General features: G+C 71.7%; 16 protein-coding genes and 1 pseudogene. 3 read left to right on the plus strand and 14 right to left on the minus strand.

Going from position 1 to position 22,093, the window contains the following annotated elements:
* Positions 1-154: 154 nt before the first annotated feature.
* Genes Aiant_RS12440 through Aiant_RS12460 form a run of 5 tightly spaced genes read right to left on the minus strand, consistent with a single transcriptional unit; the run spans position 155 to position 7,203 of the window.
* Positions 155-2,212 (minus strand): alpha-galactosidase, encoded by a 2,058-nt coding sequence (locus Aiant_RS12440; protein WP_189335331.1) that lies wholly within the window; start codon positions 2,210-2,212, stop codon positions 155-157.
* Positions 2,209-3,519, minus strand: coding sequence for an ABC transporter substrate-binding protein (locus Aiant_RS12445; RefSeq protein WP_189335332.1), 1,311 nt, complete (start codon positions 3,517-3,519; stop codon positions 2,209-2,211). The genes Aiant_RS12440 and Aiant_RS12445 overlap by 4 nt, the downstream gene beginning before the upstream one ends.
* A 29-nt stretch (positions 3,520-3,548) precedes the next feature.
* Positions 3,549-4,376: a carbohydrate ABC transporter permease gene (locus Aiant_RS12450; protein WP_229831180.1), complete on the minus strand. Its 828-nt coding sequence runs from the start codon at positions 4,374-4,376 to the stop codon at positions 3,549-3,551.
* Complete coding sequence (locus Aiant_RS12455; RefSeq protein ID WP_189335333.1) at positions 4,373-5,233, minus strand: carbohydrate ABC transporter permease; 861 nt, start codon at positions 5,231-5,233, stop codon at positions 4,373-4,375. Before Aiant_RS12455 ends, Aiant_RS12450 begins: the two co-directional genes overlap by 4 nt.
* On the minus strand, positions 5,230-7,203 hold the full coding sequence (locus Aiant_RS12460; protein WP_189335334.1) for a beta-galactosidase: 1,974 nt from the start codon (positions 7,201-7,203) through the stop codon (positions 5,230-5,232). The genes Aiant_RS12455 and Aiant_RS12460 overlap by 4 nt, the downstream gene beginning before the upstream one ends.
* Positions 7,204-7,339: 136 nt before the next feature.
* Here Aiant_RS12460 and Aiant_RS12465 point away from each other — a divergent pair, with 136 nt between their 5' ends.
* On the plus strand, positions 7,340-8,353 hold the full coding sequence (locus tag Aiant_RS12465; protein WP_189335335.1) for a LacI family DNA-binding transcriptional regulator: 1,014 nt from the start codon (positions 7,340-7,342) through the stop codon (positions 8,351-8,353).
* A gap of 109 nt (positions 8,354-8,462) precedes the next feature.
* Here the strand turns inward: Aiant_RS12465 and Aiant_RS12470 are convergent, their stop codons facing one another.
* The 5 genes and pseudogenes from Aiant_RS12470 to Aiant_RS12495 form a co-directional block, all read right to left on the minus strand.
* Positions 8,463-9,107: a response regulator transcription factor gene (locus Aiant_RS12470; protein ID WP_189335336.1), complete on the minus strand. Its 645-nt coding sequence runs from the start codon at positions 9,105-9,107 to the stop codon at positions 8,463-8,465.
* Between the two features lie 43 nt (positions 9,108-9,150).
* A complete protein-coding gene (locus tag Aiant_RS45640; protein ID WP_189335337.1) occupies positions 9,151-10,749 on the minus strand; it encodes a sensor histidine kinase in 1,599 nt (532 codons plus the stop codon).
* Positions 10,750-10,777: 28 nt separating this feature from the next.
* Positions 10,778-13,423, minus strand: a complete 2,646-nt coding sequence (locus Aiant_RS12485; RefSeq protein WP_189335338.1) for an ABC transporter permease — start codon at positions 13,421-13,423, stop codon at positions 10,778-10,780.
* Between the two features lie 269 nt (positions 13,424-13,692).
* Positions 13,693-14,424 (minus strand): annotated as a pseudogene (locus Aiant_RS12490) (ABC transporter ATP-binding protein); the annotation flags it as partial.
* A 112-nt stretch (positions 14,425-14,536) separates the two neighbouring features.
* Positions 14,537-14,914, minus strand: coding sequence for a hypothetical protein (locus tag Aiant_RS12495; protein ID WP_189335339.1), 378 nt, complete (start codon positions 14,912-14,914; stop codon positions 14,537-14,539).
* Between the two features lie 241 nt (positions 14,915-15,155).
* Between Aiant_RS12495 and Aiant_RS12500 the strand changes: the two genes are divergently transcribed.
* Positions 15,156-15,935 (plus strand): SGNH/GDSL hydrolase family protein, encoded by a 780-nt coding sequence (locus Aiant_RS12500; protein WP_189335340.1) that lies wholly within the window; start codon positions 15,156-15,158, stop codon positions 15,933-15,935.
* Between the two features lie 98 nt (positions 15,936-16,033).
* Entirely contained in the window at positions 16,034-16,318 is a 285-nt protein-coding gene (locus Aiant_RS12505; protein WP_189335341.1) for a PLD nuclease N-terminal domain-containing protein, read from the plus strand.
* Between the two features lie 11 nt (positions 16,319-16,329).
* On the opposite strand, the gene Aiant_RS12510 is transcribed toward Aiant_RS12505, so the two are convergent.
* The 4 genes from Aiant_RS12510 to Aiant_RS12525 all read right to left on the minus strand — a co-directional run bounded on the left by Aiant_RS12510 (position 16,330) and on the right by Aiant_RS12525 (position 22,054).
* The gene (locus tag Aiant_RS12510; RefSeq protein ID WP_189335342.1) at positions 16,330-16,992 is read right to left on the minus strand and encodes a hypothetical protein; all 663 of its coding nucleotides are present in this window, start codon (positions 16,990-16,992) and stop codon (positions 16,330-16,332) included.
* 213 nt (positions 16,993-17,205) lie between these two features.
* Positions 17,206-18,738, minus strand: coding sequence for a serine/threonine-protein kinase (locus Aiant_RS12515; RefSeq protein ID WP_229831182.1), 1,533 nt, complete (start codon positions 18,736-18,738; stop codon positions 17,206-17,208).
* Positions 18,739-19,041: 303 nt separating this feature from the next.
* The gene (locus Aiant_RS12520) at positions 19,042-21,057 is read right to left on the minus strand and encodes a hybrid sensor histidine kinase/response regulator (protein WP_229831184.1); all 2,016 of its coding nucleotides are present in this window, start codon (positions 21,055-21,057) and stop codon (positions 19,042-19,044) included.
* 58 nt (positions 21,058-21,115) lie between these two features.
* Entirely contained in the window at positions 21,116-22,054 is a 939-nt protein-coding gene (locus Aiant_RS12525; RefSeq protein WP_189335345.1) for a ribose-phosphate diphosphokinase, read from the minus strand.
* Between the last annotated feature and the right edge of the window lie 39 nt (positions 22,055-22,093).

Genomic DNA, 22,093 nt, shown 5'->3' on the forward strand with positions numbered 1-22,093 from the left:
CACCACGACCGGCGGCCGCAACCGCGACCAGCAACTCCGTGGCCCGGCACCCAGACCGTGACCGGACGCCAACCGTGACCGGCGGCCGCGCCGGTCCCCCCGACAGCGCCTCGCGACGCCTGCGGACGTCAAAAGTGCCGCGTAAATGACAGTTTCAGACTGTTGTAAGGGCGAAAAGAGCGGCCTGTTCCGGGACCAGAAGCGGAACCGGCAAGCCGACCTCAGCCAGGACCCGGCCGGGCAGCGTCACCGCCCCACCGGCGAGCCACGGCGGCGGCGCGTCCTGGACCGCCCGCGGCGGCAGGCCCACCGGCCGCACCGTGTAGGCCCGGTCCGGGTCGAGACCCGGAAAGCGCACCGGCGGCGGCAGGGCCGCCGCCGTGGAGTCCAGCGTGACCAGGGCGAACACCGCCTCCGACCGATCCTGGGCGACAACACCGTGCACCAGGACGGCCGGATCCGGCGAGTCCGCCCGGACGACCACACCGGAGTGCAGCAGCGGCCGCAGGCGCTTGTACTCCGCGGTCCAGCCCGCGATCGACGCGCGGTCGGCGGCCGACGCGCGGGACACGTCCCACTCGATGCCGGCGTGCCCGAACAGGGCGGTGGCCAGCCGGAACCCGAGCGCCGAGCGGCGGCCGGTGACGTGCGCGGCGCCCGCGCCCAGGTGTCCGCCGAGCAGCTCGGGCGGGATGAGCACGCCGGTCCAGCGCTGGATCCGCTGCCGGTCCAGCGGATCGTTGGTGTCCGAGGTCCAGAACCGGTCGGCGTACGGCAGGATGCCCAGATCGACGCGGCCGCCGCCGGAGGCGCAGCTCTCGATCTCCAGATGCGGGAAGGCTTCACGCAGCGCAGCGAGCAGCCGGTACAGCGCGGTCGTCTGCCGGTGGGCGGTCCCGGGCGCCAGCAGGTCCCGGTTGTGGTCCCACTTGAGGAAGGCGATCGGGTACTCGGTCAGCAGGTCGGTGAGCCGCCCGCGGACATGGTCGAACGCGGCCGGAATCGACAGGTCCAGGACGCGCTGGTGACGCCAGGTGAGGGCGTCGGGCGGGCCGAGGATCCAGGACGGGTGCTCGCGGGCGACGACCGAGTCGGGGCTGATCATCTCCGGTTCCACCCAGAACCCGAAGTCCATCCCGGCGGCGTGGACGCGCGCGATCAGCGGATGCAGGCCGTCCGGCCAGATCTCGGGATCGACGTACCAGTCACCGAGAGCGCGCCGGTCGTCCCGGCGTCCGGTGAACCAGCCGTCGTCCAGCACGAATCGTTCGACGCCCACCTCGGCCGCGGCGTCGGCCAATGCGGTGAGCCGGGACAGGGAATGGTCGAAGTAGACGGCTTCCCAGGTGTTCAGCACGACCGGTCGCGGCTTGGCGAAAGCTTTGAGGGAACGGATCCACGGGTGCAGCCGATCGGAGAGCCCGTCGATGCCGGAATCGGAGTACACCGCGATCGTCCACGGTGTCGCATACGACTCCCCGGGCGCCAGCCGGATCTCGCCCGGGGCGAGCAACTCCCCCGCGCCGATGACCGACGGCCCGAGCGCCGATCGCTCGGCCCAGATCTGTTTGTCGCCGCTCCACGCCAGGTGCACCGCCCAGACCCGGCCGCTGCGGAATCCGAATCCGGGCGTGCCGGCCATCATCAGGAAAGCGTCGTCGTGCCCGGGGCGCCCGTGCCGGCTCTCCCTGCTCCACACGCCCTGGCGCAGCGCCGTACGCTGCGGCCGCCGCTCGTGCGCCCACAGGCCGGTGAAGTCGAGCAGCTCGGACGCCTCGGCCGGGAGGGGTAGCAGCACATCCAGGTTCGCCAATGCGAAAACACCGGGACCGCGATTCTCCAGGACGTGCCGGACTCGCAGGACACCTTCGGCAGTCAGGTCGGCTTCGGTGGTGACGTGGACACCGTCGGCGCTCTCCGACCGTACCGAAATCGTCTGAGAAAGGGCCTGAACCGAGACGGTCCGCAGCGTGCCGCATGGTTTTCCGTCGTGGTGGCCCGCGATCGCGGGCCGGCCGGACCAGCCGTCACCGGCGGTGGGCAGCAACGGCAACGACAACGGTACGTCGATCGAGCTGGGCGGAATGGCGGGAAGTTGTGAAGCGGCCAGCGAAAAGGGCAGGGAACCCAGATCCGGGCCCCAGTGCAGAACGGCGCCGCGGGAGTCGAGCACGAGGCTGACTCCCGCGGCGCGCAGGTGGAACTCGGTCACTCGGCGACCGGGATGCTCTGCGACTTGAGGTTCTCGATCGTCGACGTCTGCGCCTTCTTCAGCGCGTCGAGAAGCGTGCCGCTGCCGGAGACCGCGGCCTTGAAGCCGTCGGACGCGGTGGCGTACGTCGAGGTCATCGTCGGTCCCCAGGTGAAGTCGGGCGTGACCTGCGTGGACGCCTCGGCGAAGACGTCATAGATCTTCTGCCCGCCGTAGAAGTCGACGCCCTTGGACAGGGCCGGGAGCGTGGCGCCGGCCTTGGTCGCCGGGTACAGGTTGGCCCCCTGGTTGAGCAGCGTAAGCGCCTCCTGGGAGGTGTTCAGCCAGATGGCGAACTCGGCCGCCTCGTAGGGGTGCTTGGAGCCCTTGAAGACCGCGGTCGACGAGCCGCCCCAGTTGCCGGCCACCTTGCCGCCGGAGGTCCACTGCGGCATCGGGGCGACCGCCCACTTGCCGGACGTGTCCGGCGCGCCCGAGGCGATCGAGTTGGCGCCCCAGACCGCGGACACCCAGGTCCAGGCCTGCCCCTTGTTGTACGCGTTGTCCCACTCGGTCGTCCACGGCGGCACCGCGGAGACCAGCTTCTTGGTGATCAGGTCCTGCCAGTAGTTCGCCACCTTGGTGGTCGCCTCGTCCTGCAGGTTGACGGTCCACTTGCTGCCGTCGTTGCCGAACCAGCGGCCACCCGCCTGCCAGGCCAGCCCGGCGAACTGGTTGATGTCGCTCTGCGAGAAGTTGGTGATGTACCCGCCCGCGGCCTTCACCTTGACGGCCGCCGCGGCGTACTCCTCCCAGGTCGTCGGCACCGGGATGCCGGCCTTGGCGAACAGGTCCTTGCGGTAGAACAGGGCCATCGGGCCGGCGTCCTGCGGCACGCCGTACACCGAGTTCTGCTCGCCGAAGGTGACCTGGTTCCAGGTCCAGTCGACGAACTGGTCCTTCGCGTCGGCGACCGGCTTGCAGTCGGCCAGGTTCGTCAGGCCGTCCTGGACGCGGAAGCTGGGCAGCGCGTCGTACTCGATCTGGCCGAGGTCGGGGGCGTTGCCGGCCTTCAGCTGGTTGAAGAAGTTCTGGTAGGTGCCGCCGTTGCCGTTCGGGCCGGTCTGGACCTTGACCTGGACGTTCGGGTGCTTGTCGTTCCAGACCTTGACGACCTCTTCGATCTTCGGGATCCAGGAGGTGAAAGTGAGGGAGACGGGGCTCTTGGAAGCGGCGCAGCCGGTGGCCTCGTCGGTCTCGTCAGCCTTTGCCGAGCAGGCCGTCAGGGCCAGCGAGGAGGCCAGCAGGGCTATTGCCAGTTTTTTCACTTTTTATCCGCCTTATCAAACCGGAGGGATTACTTGACGGCGCCGCTTCCCAGACCGCTTCTCCAGAACCGCTGGAGCAGCAGGAAGGCGACGACCAGGGGGACGATGGAGACGAGGGCGCCGGTGAGCACCAGCATGCGCAACTCGGGGAGCTGGTTGACCTGGGTGTTCCAGGAGTAGAGGCCGAGCGTCACGGGGAACAGCCGCTCGTTGCCGAGCATGATCAGCGGGAGCAGGAAGTTGTTCCAGACCGCGACGAAATGGAACAGGAAAATGGTGACCAGGGCGGGGAACATCAATTTGCTGGAGACGGTGAAGAAGGTGCGCACCTCGCCCGAGCCGTCGAGCCGGGCGGCCTCCAGCAGTTCGTCCGGAACACTCGCGGTGGCGTAGATCCGGGCCAGGTACACGCCGAACGGGTTGACCAGGCTGGGCAGGAAGACCGACCAGAACGTGTCGGTCGCCTCCAGCCGGCTGAAGATCAGGAAGAGTGGCAGGGCCAGCGCGGTGGCCGGGACCAGCACGCCGCCGAGCACGACGGTGAAGAGCAGTTCCCGGCCGGGGAAGCGGTACTTGGCCAGGGCGTACCCGCACATCGCGGCGAGCAGGGTGCCGAGCAGGGCGGCGCCGCCGGTGTAGACGACGCTGTTGCCGAGCCAGCGCAGGAAGACCCCGTCGCGGTAGTGGAACAGCTCGCTCAGGTTCTGCCCGAGGTGGAAGTCGGCGAACCAGAGCGGGGCGGAATTCGAGAAGTCGCCACGGGACTTGGTCGCGCCGACGAACAGCCACCAGATCGGGACCAGGAAGTAGAAGGTGCAGATTCCCATGACGGCCATCGCCGCGGTCTTCGCCCTCACTTGTCGCCTCCGCGCTGGGTGAACTTCAGGAAGGTGAACGAGAGGACGAAGGTCGCGAGGGCCAGGACCACGCTGAACGCGGCGGCCAGGTTGAAGTTCGGGATCGACGAGGTGGAGTACACGGTCAGGTTCGGGGTGTACGTGCTGGACACCGCGGAGCTGAAGGTGCGGAACACCTGCGGCTCGGCGAGCAGTTGCAGGGTGCCGATGATCGAGAAGACCGTCGTCAGCACGATCGCCGGCATCACCAGGGGAATCTTGATGGACCAGGCGGTGCGCCACTGGCCGGCGCCGTCGATCTTGGCCGCCTCGTACACCTCCTGCGGGACGGCCAGCAGGGCGGAGTAGATGATCAGCATGTTGTAACCGACGTAGACCCAGGTCACCACGTTGGCCATGGCCCACAGCACCAGGTCCGCGGAGAGCAGGTCCCAGGTCCTGGTGACCGCGGTGAACGGCGACAGGTTCGGCGAGTACAGGAAGCCCCACATGATCGCGGCGACCACCCCGGGCACCGCGTAGGGCACGAAGAACGCCAGCCGGAAGAAGCGCCGGCCCCTGACCAGCCCGGAGTCGAGCAGCAGGGCGAGCACCAGGGCCAGGCCCAGCATGATCGGGACCTGGACCACGCCGAAGAGCAGGACCCGGCCGACCGATTCCCAGAACGGGCCGTTCTGGAAGACGCGCTGATATTGCTCCAGGCCGCCGAAGACCTCGCGGGACGGGCCGAAGGTGCCGGTGCGGGTGACCTTGTAGAGCGACTGCTTGATCGCGTACCCGATCGGCACCAGGTAGAACGCGAGGAACAGCAGCCCGAACGGGGCGACGAAGAGGAGGATCGATCTTTTCTTGATCACGCCGGTTCCTCCTCCCGGACCACGGCCACGCCGCCGCCCTCGACGCGGAGCACGCCGTCGACCCGCTCTCCGCTGATGAGGTTGTGTCCCGTGGCGGGATGCTCGACGGGATTCGCCCCGTGGTTCACGACGAAGAGGTAGCTGCCCCCGTCCCCCTTCCTGCGCACCACCTCCGCCCCGTGCGTCTCTTCAAGGTCAACTTCCGCTTTCCGTACGACCTGGAGCGTCATCTCCCGCATGGCGTCGGCATCGAGCGCCGTGGCGACGTACCACGCCGTCCCGTCGCCGAAGTCGTTCCGGGTGATCGCCGGCGTCCCCGGCAGTGGCCCGTCCAGATAGCCCGCGACGGTCTCCGCCGTGGTGGTCCGCAGCCGCTCGGTCCAGAGGGTCCCGGTGGCGCCGTTGCTCAGTGTCACCTGGTGACCCGGCTTGAGCGGCGCGAACTCCTCACCCCGCACGCCCAGCACGTCCCGGAACGCGCCCGGGTAGCCGCCGAGGCGGATCCGGTCCCGCTCGTCGACGATCCCGCTGAAGAAGGTGACGAGCAGGTGCCCGCCGCCGGCCACGTAGTCGGCGATCCGTACCGCGGCCAGGTCGCCCACCATGTAGAGGCAGGGGACGACGACCAGCTTGTACTTCGTCAGGTCGGCGTCCGGGGAGACCACGTCGCAGGTGACGCCGAGCTCGCGCAGCGCCCGGTGCGCCCCGTGCACCTGGTCGAGGTACCGCACCGCCTGCGACGGACGGGCCTCCCCCTCCGCGGCCCACCACGACTCCCAGCTGAAGATCAGCGCGACGTCGGCCTCGACGGTCGTGCCGGCCACCTCGCCGATCGCGTCCAGGGTCGCGGACAGGCGCAGCACCTCCCGCCAGGCGACGGTGTCGGTGCCGGCGTGCGGCAGCAGCGCCGAGTGGAACTTCTCGGCGCCCTGCGCGGACGCCCGCCACTGGAAGAAGCAGATCGCGTCGGCGCCACGGGCCACGTGGGTGAGCGTGTTGCGGAGCATCTCGCCGGGCGCCTTGGTCAGGTTGTGCGGCTGCCAGTTGACCGCGCCGGCCGACTGCTCCATCAGCATCCACGGCTTGCCATCGGCCAGACCCCGGGTCAGGTCGGCGGCGAAGGAGAGCTCGGCGGCCGGGTCGGCGAGCCGGTGGTCCAGGTAGTGGTCGTTGGCGATCACGTCCATCTCCGGCGCCCAGGACCAGTAGTCCAGGTTGCGGATGTGCGCGGTGACCATGAAGTTCGTGGTGACCGGGGCGGCCGAGTGCGCCCGCAGGATCTCGGTCTCGCCGCGGTAGTAGTCCAGCAGCTCGGCCGAGCTGAACCGGTGGAAGTCGACGATCTGTGCCGGGTTCCGGATCGACAGGGCGGTCCGGGGCGGCTGGATCTCGGCCCAGTCGCCGTACCGCTGACTCCAGAAGGCGGTGCCCCAGGCCTCGTTCAGGGTTTCGATCTTGCCGTACCGGCGGCGCAGCCAGGAGCGGAACGCCTCGGCGCTGACCTCGCAGTAGCAGAGCGCGTTGTGGCAGCCCAGCTCGTTGGAGACGTGCCAGAGGGCGAGCCCTGGGTGGTCGCCGTAACGCTGGGCGACCTGGCGGACCAGCGCGTAGGCCTGGTCCCGGAAGACCGGGGAACTCGGGCACCAGGCCTGCCGGCCGCCCGGGGACCGGATGGTGCCGTCGGCGGCGGCCGGCAGCACCTCCGGGTGCAGGGTGGTCAGCCACGGCGGCGGGGACGAGGTGCCGGTGCCCAGGTTCAACCGGATGCCACCGGCGTGCAGCAGGCCGATGATCTCGTCCAGGCCGTCGAACTCGTACCGGCCGGGGCTGGGCTCGAGGCTGGACCAGCCGAAGATGTTGACCGCGACCAGGCCGACGCCGGCCTCGCGCATCAGCGCGACGTCCTCGCGCCAGACGTCGGGTGTCCACTGCTCCGGGTTGTAGTCACAACCCAGCACGATCTCGCTCATAAAACTCCTGGTCACAGGTGTGTGCACGTGCACACATTGCGACGAGTTGAATCCCTCGTTTCGGATGTGTGAACGTGCACACAGTAGGACCGGGTCGACGCGAGGTCAATAGCGTCCGCGGCGCTATCGTGATCGCATGCCCCAGTCCCGCAAACGCGCCACGGTGCACGACATCGCGGCCGCCGCGGGCGTGTCCCGGGGCACCGTCAGCCGCGTCCTCAACGGTGGATATGTCTCCGCCGAGGCCCGCGCCGCGATCGAGGCCGCCATCCTCGAGGTCGGCTACGTGCCGAACACGGCGGCCCGCACCCTCAAGATGCGCCGCTCCCAGGCCGTCGGCTTCGTCGCCCTGGAGCCGCACTCCCTCTTCCTCGACGACCCGAACATCGGGGCGATCATGCTGGGCGCCAACGCCGCCCTCTCCCTCGCCGACCACCAGATGGTCAGCCTGGTGGTCGAGTCGGCCCGCGACATGGAGCGGGTCGGGCGCTACCTGAGCGGCGGCTTCGTCGACGGCGCGATCGTCGTCTCGGCCCGCACCCACGACCCGATCATCAAGGTGATCAGCGACCTGCGGCTCCCGGCCGCGTTCGTCGGGCACCCTCCCGACCTGGAGCAGACCATTCCGTATGTCGGGATCGACAACGTGGGCTCGGCCCGGGACATCACCGCGCGCCTGGCCGCCACCGGCCGCCGCCGGATCGGCATGATCGCGGCGGCGCTCGACCGGGACTCCGGCATCGACCGCCTGGCCGGCTTCCGCGAGGCGCTCGGCGCCGCCTTCGTCCCGGACCTGGTCGCCGAGGTGCCGCACTACGACTACGGCTCCGGCGTCAAGGGCATGCGCCTGCTGCTCGACCGCGACCCGGCCGTCGACGGCGTCTTCGCCTCCTCCGACGCGATCGCGGCCGGCGCCCTCGAAGCGCTCCGCGAAGCCGGCCGCACCGTCCCCGGCGACGTCGGGCTGGTCGGTTTCGACGACAGCACGTGGGCGGTCCGCACCCAGCCCCAGCTGTCCACGGTCCACCAGCCGGCGAAGGAGATCGGCGCGGTCGCGGCCCAGCTGATCCTGCGCCAGCTCAACGGCGATCAGCCCGCCCCCGCCGGCCAGCTGCTACCCACCCCCATCGTCTGGCGCGACTCCGCCTGACCCCGCTGATACCAGACCCCTCATCGCGGACCGTGAGCGGCGGATCCCTGGCCTGGCACGCGGCCCCCCTGACCGCGAGCCGACGGCGAGGAGGCGGTGCGGTGCCGGCTCAGGCGGCGTTGAGGTAGGTGAGAACGGCCCGGACCCGGCGGTGGGCGTCGGCGGCCGGCGGGAGGTCGAGCTTCGCGAAGATGTTGGTGATGTGCTTCTCGACGGAGACCGGTGCCAGCACCAGGGCCGCGCAGATGGCTGAATTCGACAGGCCTTGGGCCATCAGGCCGAGGACTTCCCGTTCGCGGGCGGTCAGCGCGTCGAGGCCGTGGTCACGGCTCCGGGCGAAGAGCTGGCGCACCACTTCCGGATCCATCGCGGTGCCCCCGGCGGCCACTCGATCGACCGCGTCCAGGAAGTCGTCGAGGGCGGTCACCCGGTCCTTGAGCAGGTAACCTACGCCGCCGCGGCCGTCCGCCAGCAGGTCAGCGGCATAGGCGCGCTCAACGTACTGCGAGACGATCAAGACCTTGGCGTCCGGGTCGGCGGCGCGGATCCGGAGAGCGGCGCGCAGACCCTCGTCCCGGAACCCCGGAGGCAGCCGGACGTCGATCACCGAGAGGTCCGGCCGATGCTCGTCGACGGCGTCGAGGAGGGCAGCGGCGGTGCCGACCGCGGCCACGACATCATGACCGGTTTCGGTCAGCAGCCGGACCATGCCTTCCCGGAGCAGCACCAGGTCCTCGGCGATCACGATACGCACGGCAACTCCGCTCTCCGGATGGCGAACCCGCCGAGCGGACTGGTCAGGACGTGCACGGCAACTCCGCGCGAAGGACGGTCGGACCGCCGGGCGGGCTGCTGACGGTCAGCGTGCCGTCGAGCGCCTCGACCCGGCGACGGAGGCCGAGCAGGCCGGCGCCGTCCGGGTCGGCACCACCGCGGCCGTCGTCGGTGACGGTGACCCGGACCAGGTCGGCGACCCGGTCCAGGGTGATGGTGCCTCTGGTCGCGCCGGCGTGCTTGGCCGCGTTGGTCAGACCTTCCGCGACCACGAAGTAGGCAGCCGACTCGACCGCCGCCGGATATCGAGCGTCCGGGTCACCGTGCAACCCGACCGGAAACGGGCTGTCCCCGGCGAGCGCCGCCAGCGCGGCATGCAGCCCACGGTCGGTGAGGATCGGCGGATGAATGCCCCGGACCAACCGGCGCAGCTCGGCGAGCGCCTCGTCGAGCTGCCGCCGAGCCAGCTCGACGTCCGCCCGCGCGTCGAGCTGCGACCCGGCCACGCCCGGCCGCGCCCCGGACTGCCCATCGCCCACGCCCGCCCGCGCCCCGAGCTGCCCACCGCCCACACCCGCCCGCGCCCCGGACTGCCCACCGCCCACACCCGCCCGCGCCCCGGACTGCCCACCGCCCACACCCGCCCGCGCCCCGAGCTGCCCACCGCCCACACCCGCCCGCGCCCCGAGCTGCCCACCGCCCACGCCCGGCCGCGCAGTGCGGGCGGAAGTCGCGGCCGAGTCGTGCAGGTCGGCCGATGCCTGCCGGGCGATTTCGGGAAAGTCGGAAATGTTGATCTCAGCGGGGCCGGCACCGACGGAAGCGAGAGCCGAGCCGGCGGAGGCTGAAGAGGCGGCGGCTGAAGAGGCGGCGGCGCGGAGTTTGCGGGAGGCCAGAGCCAGCGTCATCCCCGCCGCCACGATCCGGGCCTGCGCACCGTCGTGCAGGTCCCGCTCGATCCGCCGCAGCTCCGCGGCCTGGGCGTCGACCACCCGGCGCCGCGTCTCGGCCAGGCGGGCGGCCCGCTCGACCAGCCGCCGGTGCTCCCCCGGCCCGAGCAACGCCGCCGCCAGCCGCGCCGGCCCGGCCGCGATGGTCCGCAGCAGCCAGGCCGCCACCGGCAGCAGCGCGAGCCCGGCGACCGTCAGCCCGAAGCGACCCGGAACCGTGGTGAGCAGCTGTTTCATCGGGAACGGAGCGTTCGGGTTGGGCACCGCCCAGGCCCAGGCGGGCGCCGCAATCGAGGCCAGGTCGACCACCGCGATCACCAGCCCGGCCACCCCGGTGACCACGCCCACCGGCAGCAGCACGAACAGCCAGGCCAGGTCACGCCACGTCGCCGGCTGCCCGGCGACTGCACCGACCCGCTCCCGCGGACTGCCGCCGACCGGCACATAGGGCGACGCGATCGGCGCGCCGAGCACCCAGCCCGCCCGGCGCCGCTCGACCGCCGCCAATCGCCGGGTGACCCAGGCCGCGCCCAGGAAGACCGGGCCACCGAGCTGGGTCACCGCCAGCACCGTGACCAGCACCCCGGCCACCACGCTCCACAGGAAACCGGCGAGGCCCGCGACCGGCCCGGTCACCAGGTACGCCAGTGCCCGGGCGGTTCGCTTGATCATCGATGGAATCCTAAACGGCGAAGGCATCTCAGACGGCCAGGGCCCGGCGCCGCAGCAGCAGGCGGGCCGGCAGCACTCCGGCGACCAGTCCCAGCGCGGCCACTCCACCGGCCATCGCCGCATAGGTACCGCCGTCGACGATCAACCGGGGCACACCGTCCTGGGCGAGACTGAACGCGCCCACCACGATCCCGCTGACCGTCGCGCCCAGCAGCAGCCCGACCAGCACGGTGAGCAGGGCCTCTGCCGCGGCCAGGCGGTGCAACTGCCCGGCTGTGGCACCGGCCAGGCGCAGGTCGGCGAACTCCCGGCGCCGCCCGGCCGTCGCGATCGCGAACGTGTTGACCACGGCGATCGCGGTGAAGCCCAGCGAGATGACCACCATCAACTCCCAGGCACCCTGCTGGTTGGCCGCGTCGCCCGCCCTCACCGGCTGCGCGGCACCCGCGGCGAGCTGCCCGGCGCCCCGTAGGCTCACCGTGCTGACCAGGCCCTTCGGGTCGTGCGCGGCGACCAGGGCGGCGGGCAGCACGAGGTCGCCGAAGCCCCGGTTCCGGCTGTAGATCATGGTGAGCGGCAGGGTGGTGCGGTGACCGTCGGCGAGCCACAGTTCGATGTGGTCGCCGAGGCGCCAGTGGTACTGCCGGGCCAGGTACGCACTCGCGGAGAGGCCGTTCGCCGCGGCGCCGGAGACGACGCCCAGGTCGATCGCGGCATCGGTGCCGGTGGTCAGCAGACCCTGGGCCGGGTGGTCCTCCGGCTTGCCTCCCTGGGCGACGATCACCCGGGTCGGCAGCAGCGCCGCCGCGCCGGTGACCCCGGCTTGCCCGGCGATCCGCTCGGCCTCGGCCAGCGGCATCCCGCCCGGGACGGTGACCTGGGCGTCCGCCACGGCGAACCGGTCCTGCTGCTGCCCGGCGGCCAGCCGTTCCAGCAGCTTGCCGTTCAGCAGCATGGTCGCGTTCAGCGCGAACATCAGCACGAGCGGGACGGCGACCGCGGCAACCCGCCGGTACTCGGCCCGGCCGATCCGCCCGGCCAGCCCGAACGGACGGCTCACCAGCGCGGTCAGCGGCCGGACCAGCATCGGCCCGAGGGCGGCCACGGCACACAGCAGCAGCGCCGAGGAGATGAAGCTCATGCCCATGCCGAGCGGCCCGTCCAGTGGCACGAACGTCAGCAGCCCGACCGCCCCGGCCGTGCTGACCAGCGCGGCGACGAGCCGGACGACCCGTCCGCCGGTCGGCGCGGTCGCGGTCTCGGTCAGCGCCTGGGTCGGCGCGATCCGCACCGCCCGGCGCCCGGCGAGCCGCGCCGCGACATAGGTCACCAGCACTCCCCCGACGATCGCCAGGATCAAGATCAAGACATTTTCCCGTACGACGAACTGCTCCGGAACAGCGCCGATGGCTTGGAACCGGGCGGAAACCGCGTGGGCGAACACCACGCCGAGCGGGGCCGCGGGCAGTCCCGCCAGAACGGCCAGCACCACCGCCTCGCGCCCCAGCAGGCGGCGCAGCTGCCCCGGGGTCGCGCCGGCGGTCCGCAGCAGGGCCAGCTCCCGCAGCCGCTGCCGGACGCTCAGCGTCACCGTGCCGGTCAGCACGAAGACCGCGGCGAACGCGGTGATCCCGATGACGAACCCGAAGATCGAGATCGGCCCGATGTAGTCCGGCAGCGCCCCGGGCAGATCCCCCCGAACCCGCTCGTCCCCGCTCAGCACCACGATCCCGCCGACTCCCCCGGCCCGATCGGCTCCCGCCGCTTCCCGGACGCCGACCCCGTCGGCTCCGCCGGCCCGGCCAGCACCGCCAACTCCCGCCGCTTGCTCGGCACCAACCCCGTCGGCTCCCCCAGCCCGATCAGCACCGCCAACTCCCGCCGCCTGCTCGGCACCAACCCCGTCGGCTCCGCCGGCCCGGTCGGTCGCCTCGCCCCGGCGTGTCATCTCGACGAGCCGGTCTTGCAGGGTGGCCGGGTCGGTGCCGGCCGCCGGGCGGATGCCGAGCGCGGTCGGGCCGGAGAGTCCCGAGACCGCGGCGACCTCGGTGTCGGCCAGGAAGATCGCGCCTTGGGCGGGCAGCGCGTCGCGGGCGGGCGGCGCGGCGATCCCGCTGACCCGGAAGGTGCGCACACCGGTGCGGGTGGTGACGCGCAGTTCGTCGCCGAGGCGCACACCGCCGGTGCCCGCCAGCTCGGCGTCCAGCACCATCTGCCCGGCGCCCGGGGCCTGCCCGGACCGCAGCCCATAGGGAGTCAGCGCGGCCGACGACCAGCCGTGCCCGATCGGTGTGCCGGGCAGACGCTCGACCCGGGTGGGGAAGGCGTAGTCCGCGATCACCGCGCCCACGCCGGGCACCGACCGGATCCGATCGGCAAGTCCGGCGGGCAGCGGCGGCGCGCCGCCCAGCCGCTCGGTCTTCACCTTGCGCTTGACCTTGGTCTTGCCCTCCTTCTTGGACTTGGTGCTGACCGTCTCCAGACTGACCTCACGCGGGCCCGAGACGACCAGCGGAACCGCGGCGAAGCGGTCGGCGGGCGGCTTCGCGGTCAGCACGGAGAACAGCAACAGCCCGCCGCCGGCCAGCAGGGCGATGGCCAGCAGCGCGGCCAGGAAGGTGCCGAGGTAGGCACCGCGGTGCTGGCGCAGGGTTCCCAGAGCGAGCCGGATCATCACGCGTCCACCTCCGCCGCGCCGGTCATGCCACCGCGGACGCCGCCCGAGGCCGGCGCCCCCGGGCCGTGCCGGTCACCAGCCTCCGCCAACGGGACCGAGCCGTGCCGGGTCGCGGCCGACGACCCCGGGCCGCGGCGGCCACCGGCCTCCGCCAACGGGACCGAGCCGTGCCGGGTCGCGCCCGAGCCCGACGACCCCGGGCCGCGGCGGCCACCGGCCGCCGCCAACGGGACCGAGCCGTGCCGGGTCGCGCCCGAGGCCGACGGGGCCGGGCCGCGGTGAGTGCTGACCGCCGTCATCCGGGCGGCTACCGAGTCGGCGGTGGGGTGGGCGAGTTCGGCGACGATGTGGCCGTCGGCCAGGAAGACGACTCGGTCGGCGTGGGCCGCGGCGGCCGGGTCGTGAGTGACCATGACGATGGTGGCGCCCAGGTCGTCGACGGCCTCGCGGAGCAGGCCGAGCACCTCGTGGCCGGCGGTCAGGTCCAGGGCGCCGGTCGGCTCGTCCGCGAAGATCACCTCGGGACGGCCGGCCAGCGCACGGGCCAGCGCGACCCGCTGCCGCTGGCCGCCGGAGAGCTGGGCCGGGCGGGCGTCCTCCCGACCGGACAGGCCGACCCGGTGCAGCACCTCGCGGGCCCAGGACCGGTCCGGGCGGACCCCGGCGAGGCGCTGCGGCAGCAGCACGTTGTGCCAGACGGAGAGCGAGTCGAGCAGGTTGTAGGACTGGAAGACGAAGCCGGCGACACGGCGGCGGGCCTCGGTGAGCCTGGGCTCGCGCAGGGCGGCGATGTCCCGGCCGCCGAGCAGCACCCGGCCGGCGTCGGGGCGGTCGAGGCCGGCCGCGCAGTGCAGGAAGGTGGACTTGCCGGAGCCGGACGGGCCCATCACGGCGGTGAAGGTGCCGGCCGGGAAAGAGGCCGAGACACCGGCCAGGGCGCGCACGCCGGGGTAACTCTTGGTGACGTCGATCAGCTCGACTGCTGGGCTGTTCCGCATGCCATCGAGCCTGGTCGAGGCGCGGTCCCCGGAGAACATGGCGAGCCCGCGAACCGGGGTGGGGCAGACCCTACCTTTCGCCGGGCGGGGCGCTCACCGCGTACCCCAAAGGTCAGCTCTTGAAAGTGGTGCGCAAGCGCTGGGCGAGGGACGGCGGCGGCGGAGGCGGTGTGGGGCGGCGGCCCGGGGTGGGTGTGGAGCGGCCGATCGGGCGGTCGTAGTCCGCGGTGGCGATGGCGTCGATGATCTCGGCGTCGCCGAAGCCGTCGGAGCCGGGGATGGACGGGACGAACCCGACCAGGATGCCGTCGCGCATGACCTGGGCCTCGAGGCCGGCGGTGCCGTCGTTGTCCCAGATCGCCTCGCGGCCGTCGGGGAGGACGACGCGAATGCCATATTGCGTCAAACCGGCGTGCGGGAGTTTCAGATGGGCGAAGACGTTGCGCTCGCGCAGCCGGTCGACGACCCGGCGGGCCCGGTTCTCTTCCATGCCAGCGACCGTAGCCCGGTTTTCTGGGGACACGCTGAAGGGCGGCTTCGCAGCCGTTGAAAGCCCGTGACGATCTGCTCATGTAACATCACCCGGAGCCATAACTCCAGGTCACATCGATGCATGTTACTACCCTGTAACAGGAAAGTCACCGGATTCCATTTCTCAAGACCTTGACTTACTGTGCGGTAACCGAAGCGCTTCGGCCCCAGAATCCCCTCGTGGATATCGGAGGCCATCGATGAGTAGGGCTACCGTCCTCGCCTGTCTCGTCTCCTCATCCGTCCTCGCGCTCACCGTCGCCGCCTCGCCCGCCCAGGCGGCCGGCGTCGACTACGTCGCCCTCGGCGACTCGTATTCGTCCGGGGTCGGCGCGCCCGGGCAGAGTGGTAGCTGCCTGCGTAGCAAGTACAGCTACGCGGCGCAGTGGGCCGCGAAGAACAGCCCGACGTCCTTCCAGTTCCTGGCGTGCAGCGGCGCGGTCACCGACGACGTCGTGAACACCCAGGTGCCGGCCATGCAGAGCGGCGCCGACCTGGTCAGCATCACCATCGGCGGTAACGACGCCGGGTTCGCGCCGACCGTGCTGACCTGCCTGACCAGCAGCGACGCCACGTGCATCGCCAAGGTGAACGCGGGCAAGACCTACGTCGCGAACACGCTGCCCGGCAAGCTCGACGCCGCCTACCACGCGATCCGGGCCAAGGCGCCGGGGGCCAAGGTGGTGGTGCTGTCGTACCCGAACATCTTCGACACCGCGGCGGCGTTCTGCGAGATGAGCGCCACCAAGCGGAAGGCCCTGAACAGCGGCGCCCAGGCCCTCGACGACATGATCAAGTCGCGGGTGGCGGCGGCCGGGTTCACCTACTCCGACGTGCGGGACAACTTCGCGGGGCACGGCGTGTGCGCCTCGAAGCCGTACCTGAACGGCCTGACGATCATCCCGCCGCAGAACTCGTACCACCCGAACAGCAGCGGGTACACGTACGGCTACCTACCGGCCCTGACCAGCGCCGCCTGACGCTCGACCACGCCGCGGCGGGCATCGCCCGCCGCGGCAACGCGAGCGCACCCGGGCGCGACCCGGACGGCTGCTCGCCGGCGGCAGGATCCCTGGGCATGGCCCGAGTGAACACGCTGCTCTTTCTCGTCACCGTCGCGCTGGTCGTGGTGGCGGTGATCGACTGTCTGGCGACCGAGCGGTCCCGGGTGCAGCACTTCCCGCGCGGCGCCTGGCTGCTGCTGGTGATCTGCTGCCCGGTGGCGGGGGCGATCGCCTGGTTCCGGGCCGGGCGGGCGAGCAGCGGGCGGGTCGCGATCCCGGCGGCGCGGAACGCTCCGGTCGGGCCGGAGGACGACCCCGAGTTCGTCCGGATGCTGGCCGAGGTCGTCCGCAACCGCTGAACGGGGCCGGGTCAGCCGAACAGGGGGCGCCAGACGTGCCGCTGCCGCCACGACTCGTCACCGGCGAGGAACTCGGTCAGCAACCGCTCCGCCTCCGTCCGGTCGCTGGTCTCGGCGCGGAAGTGGTGCTCCGGCCCGCCCTCCCGATACTCCAGGGCATACTCCCCCGGCGCGGCACCCGCCGCCGGACCGTAACCCACCTGCACGAACCAACCGTCGGCCCGTTCCAGGATCGCGAAGTGGTTGTCCACGCCGAGCCGGCTCATCACCCGCTCGATCCGGTCCGGGGTCGGGTCCGGGATGTCCGGGCCGGTGGCCGAGGTCAGCGTGAACCCGGCGGCGTGGCCGGGCGCGTTCGGGTTGAGCAGGTGTGACTGCGGCTCGTAACAGACCAGGCCGTGCTGGCGGGCCAGCGCGACCACCGCCGCGCCCACCTCACCCGCCCGGGACCAGTCGACGGTCAGGTGCAGCACCAGGTCGGACGGCGCCGGCACGCTGCTCCACGCCCCGGAATCGGGCGGGAAGCGCTCCAGCAGGTCCGCGTGCATGGCCAGGACCGCGGGGTGCGGCCGCAGGACCCCGGGTTCCTCCTCGTGCCAGCGCCGCAGCTTGGTCTCCGCGATCGCGGGCGTGATCGACTCCGGCTCGTGCCAGACGTACAGGTCGAAGCTCATGACGGGTAGCCCCCTCCCGTGGTATCGATGGATCTTAGTGGGCCAGGGCCCGTCTCGTGGATCCCGGGGGAGCGAGGCGAGGTCCAGGTGGTGGCTGGCGTCGGCCGCGGGAAGGTCGCATACCGGTGTTGTATGCGGCCTTCCCGCGGACGCCGTCAGGCGCCGCCTGGGCCACGCCGCAGCCCCGCGGGATCCACGAGACGGGCCCTGACGTCACCAGGTGAAGATTCGGCCCCGGGCGGTGTTGCTCGACGACTGGCCGTCGCGCTCGTACCGGTACGCCATCACCACCGTGTAACTCCGTCCCCGCCGCGGCGCCGCGCCGGCCGGCCCGCACTCCTTGGTCATCGCGCCCCGGGTGAACGTGAGCCCCGCGCAGGTGGTCGGTCCGGCCACGGTACGCCCGGTGTCCACGTCCCGCAGCGTCACCTCGATGTCCGCCGTCCCCCCGGCCGGCGCGGTCAGCGAGGCCTGGAACCGCACGTCCCGCCCGACCGAGTGACACGGTCGCGGGACGAGCGGGCTGCGGGTGGACAGGTCGATGACGAAGCCCTGGGCGCACTCCCACGGTCCGTACACCTCCGGCTCCGGCGACCTGGTCCGGTGCGGGCGCGACGTCCGCTTCGAAGCCGCCTTCTTCCGCGTCCGCGCCGGCGACGGTGACGGCGAGGCGACGCGGGTCGCCACGTGCTGCGACCCGCTGGGCAGGGCGGCGACCTGCGGCTGGACGCGTGGCTCGCCGCCACCGCGCCACACGACGGTGGCGGTGGCCAGCAACACCCCGGCGAGCACGGCGCTGGACCGCAGCCATCGGTGCCCCGGCACGGCGTTGCGGGGCGGCGGGACCGCGTGCCGCCCGGGCATCCGGATCCCCTGCCGCAACTCGGGCGGGTCCACCGCCATGTCGTCCGGGTCGGCCGGCGGCAGGCGGGGCGGCGGGGGCGGTGGCAGCGCCGGGACGCCGGAGAGCTTGCGGGCCAGCAGGCGCAGATCGCGGACCAGCGCGGTGGCGGCCGGCCGCTGCCGGGGCTTGGCGTGCAGGCAGCTGCGGATCACCCGCCACAGCTCGTCGGGGATCCCCCGGCGGCGGTGCGGGCGGCCCTCGGCGTGCAGGCGCATCAGCTCCGGCACCGAGTCGCTGAGGTACGGCGGCTGCCCGGAGACCAGCTCGTAGAGCAGCACGCCGAGGGCGTACACGTCGGTGGCCGGACTGGGCGTGACGCCGTGGAACGCCTCCGGCGCCATGTAGTGCGGCGTGCCGACCACCGCGTTCGGAGTGGTCATGCTCGGCACGTTGAGGATCCGGGCGATGCCGAAGTCGGTGAGCCGGGTCTCCAGCCGCCCGTCCTGCTCCAGCAGCAGGATGTTGTCCGGTTTCAGGTCCCGGTGGATGATGCCCAGCTCGTGCGCCTCGGCCAGGGCGTCGGCCACCTGGGCGGCGAGCCGGGCCGCCTCGGCCGGCGGCATGGTCCGGACCCGTTCCAGGTGGTCGCGCAGGCTGCCGCCGGCCACCAGGTCCATCACCAGGCCGAGCGTCTCGCCCACGCTGAACAGGTCGCGGACCCGCACCACGTTGCGGTGCCGCAGCATCAGCAGGATGGTCCGCTCCTGCACGAACCGGGTGACCAGCCGGGGCTGGCGCAGCAGGCTCTCGTGCAGCAGCTTGACCGCGACCGGCTCCTCGGTGGCGCTGTCCACACCCTGCCAGACGGTGCCGGTCGCGCCCTGTCCGATCGGTTTGACCAACCGATACGAGTTTCCGACAGAACGTCCGGTGAGTCCCACGCTGTCCGTGGCATCCTGCATCAAGTCCGGGATTCCTTCCACCTGACGGCAGTGCCCCGGAATACTGCGTTTTGTCCGGAAGAACTGGCAAGTCTCCGGCCGCAGATTCGCACGGTCCGGGCGGACTGCGCCGCCCGCCGTCACGGATTCCCGCAGGATTCGTTCCCCGTTACGACACGCGAGGCGGCACACGGCCGCCTCACGTTCACGATCACAACCGGTTTTCGGTACGGCCGGAGCGCTCCAGCCGTACCGGAAACCGCTCTAGTCGTGGGTGGGCTGGGGTCCGCACAACGAGCGGATCGCGCCCAGCAGCGTGCTCCGGGTGAAGGGTTTCTCCAGCAGCATGCTGTTCTCGTCGAGGTGCAGCTGCGGCCCGAGCGACGCCGCGGTGTACCCGGACATGTACAGCACCGGCAGGTCCGGCTGGTGGGTGCGCAGCGCGCTGGCCAGCTCCGGCCCGGTCATGGTCGGCATCACCACGTCGGTGATCAGCAGGTCCGGGCGGGTGCCGGCGGCCACCTGGGTGACCGCCATCAGCGCGTCGGTGGCCACCGCGATCTCGTAACCGGCCGGCGCGATCAGCCGCTGCACCAGCTGCGCCACGTCCGGCTGGTCCTCGACGATCAGCACCCGGCCGATCACCGCGGACTTGTCCTTGCGCTCGCCGGCCGGCTGCGGCCGCTCCTCGGCGGCCGGCAGGTAGATGTGCACCGTGGTGCCCATCCGCGGCTGCGACTCCAGCTCGATGTGCCCGCCCAGGTTCTGCACGATGCCGGCGGTGGTGGCCAGGCCGAGACCGGCCGCGGTGGGCCGGGTGGTGAAGAACGGCTCCAGCGCCCGCTTGCGGATCTCCTCGTCCATGCCGGTGCCGGTGTCGGTGACCACCAGGTGCACCAGCTTGCCGGTCGGCGCGCCCTCGGCCAGCTGGCCCGGCTCGACCACCTCGTTGGTGGCGGCCACCCGCAGCATGCCGCCGTGCAGCATCGCGTCCCGGGCGTTCGCGGCCAGGTTGACCAGCGCCTGTTCGAGCGGGCCGCGTTCGGCCTTGACCGGCCAGACGTCCGGGTTGAAGGTGAGGTCGAGGCCGATCCGCTCGCCCAGCGTCCGGCTGAACAGCGACTGCACGTCGGTCAGCAGGTCCGGGATCGGGATGACCTCGGGCCGGTTCCCCTCGCTGCGGCCGAACGCCAGCAGCTGGTGGGTGAGCGTGCGCCCGGTGGAGACCGCGTCGAGGATGTCCTTGGCGAGCTGGTGCTGCTGGGTGCCCTCCTCGCTCTGCGTGAGGATCATGTCGGCCGAGCCGGCCACCACCGTCATCAGGTTGTTGAAGTCGTGCGACAGGCCGCCGATCAGCTGGCCCAGGCTGTCCAGCCGGCGCAGGTGGTCGAGCTGCCGCTTGAGGCCGCGGGCGTCGATGTGGTCGGTGGTGTCGGTGATCATGCAGAGCACGCCGCCGAAGTCGCCGTGGTCGTCGCGGACCGGCATCATGCTCATCCGCACGCTGCGGCGCGACCCGTCGGCGCGCATCAGCCGCCCGGCGCCGACCGTGGACCGGCCCTGCTTGCACTCGGCGATCCGGCGGTCCAGCTCCTTCTGGCCCACGTTGTCCAGGAAGCCGCGCAGGGACACCCCGATCAGCTCGCTGCGGGGCATGCCGAGGACCACGCCGATCGGCTCGTTCGCATAGGTCGCCACCCCGTCCGGGTCGAGCTGGAGCACGCCCTCCGGGATGGTCTCCAGCACCCGGCGGTACCGCTCCTCGGCGGCGCGCAGCCGCTCCTGGGCCCGGGCGCTGGACACCGCGAGGGACAGCTCGCCGGCGATGTCCCGGGCCAGCTCGACCTCGGGGGTGGAGTAGAACGCGTCCGGCGTGTGCCGGGTCAGGATCAGGTAACCGGCGTACGTGTTGTCCACGATCACCGGGCTGAGCACCGCCGCCGTGATGCCGTGCTCCGGCGTGGCCAGCGCCGCGGCCGAGTCCCCGGCCAGCACGATCGGGCGGCGGCTGGCGGCGAGCGTGGTGGAGTACTCGTCGTCCGGCGCCTGGCCGGCCCGGTCCAGCACCCGGGCCAGCGGGGCGGACCGGTCGTCCTCGACGTGGTGGTACGAGATCGGCTCGTACTCGCCGTCGTCGCGCAGCAGTTGGACGCCCGCGCCGTCACCGATCATGTCGGCGGCGGCACGGGCGGCGGTGGATCGCACCTCGGCCGGGTCTGCCGCGGCGCGGCTGAGCGCGAGGGCAAGGTCGGCGAGCGCGTACCGGAGGGGGTAAGCCATGACACCCATGTGCACATTTTTCGTGTTAAGTGACGGGCGTGCGGGGTGTTCGCCGAATCTAGTGGAAGAGAGCGCTCACCGACTCACCGTTGTGTATCCGGCGCATCGCCTCGGCCAGCGCCGACGCCACCGAGATCACGGTCAGCTTCTCGTGCCGCTTGGCGGCCGGGATCGGCACCGTGTTGGTGCAGACGATCTCCTCGATCTCCTTCTCGGCGGCCAGCCGCTGGACCGCGTCGTTGGTGAACAGGCCGTGCGTACAGGCCACCCGGACGCTGCGCACGTTCCGCTCGCGCAGCCGGTCGAGCAGCTCGAACACCGTGCTGCCCTTGGCGATCTCGTCGTCCAGCACGATCACGTCCCGGTCGGCGACCTCACCGATGATCGAGTTGATCACCACCTTGTCGTCGGCGAACCGCTGCTTGGCGCCGGCCGCCACCTCGATGCCGAGCAGCCGGGCGAACGCCGCGGCCTCCTTGGCGTTACCCAGGTCCGGCGAGACCACGACGGTGTTGCTCAGGTCGTAGCCCCGGAAGTGGTGGGCCAGCTCGCGCAGCGCGTGCAGGTGGTCGACCGGGATGCTGAAGAACCCGTGCACCTGCGGCGAGTGCAGGGTCATCGCCAGCACCCGGTCGGCGCCGGCGGTGGTCAGCAGGTCGGCGACCAGACGGCCACCGATCGAGATACGCGGGGCGTCCTTCTTGTCGGACCGGGCGTAGGCGTAGTGCGGCAGGACCACGGTGATCCGGCCGGCCGACGCGCCCCGGGCGGCGTCGAGCATGAAGAGCAACTCGGCGAGGTGCTCCTGGGTCGGAGGGACGAGCGGCTGGATCAGGAACACGTCCCGCTCCCGGCAGTTCCCCTGCAACTGCACCTCGATGCAGTCGTTGGCGAACCGGGAGATCTTGGTCGGCATCAGCGGGACCGCGAGATGCTCGCAGATCTCCGCGGCCAGTTCAGGATGGGCAGATCCGGTGAAGACGGCGATGTCGCGCACGCGCACATGCTAGGTGCCCCGGTTACGGGGTCGTCAGGG

The organism is Actinoplanes ianthinogenes (assembly GCF_018324205.1).
GTDB lineage: Bacteria > Actinomycetota > Actinomycetes > Mycobacteriales > Micromonosporaceae > Actinoplanes > Actinoplanes ianthinogenes.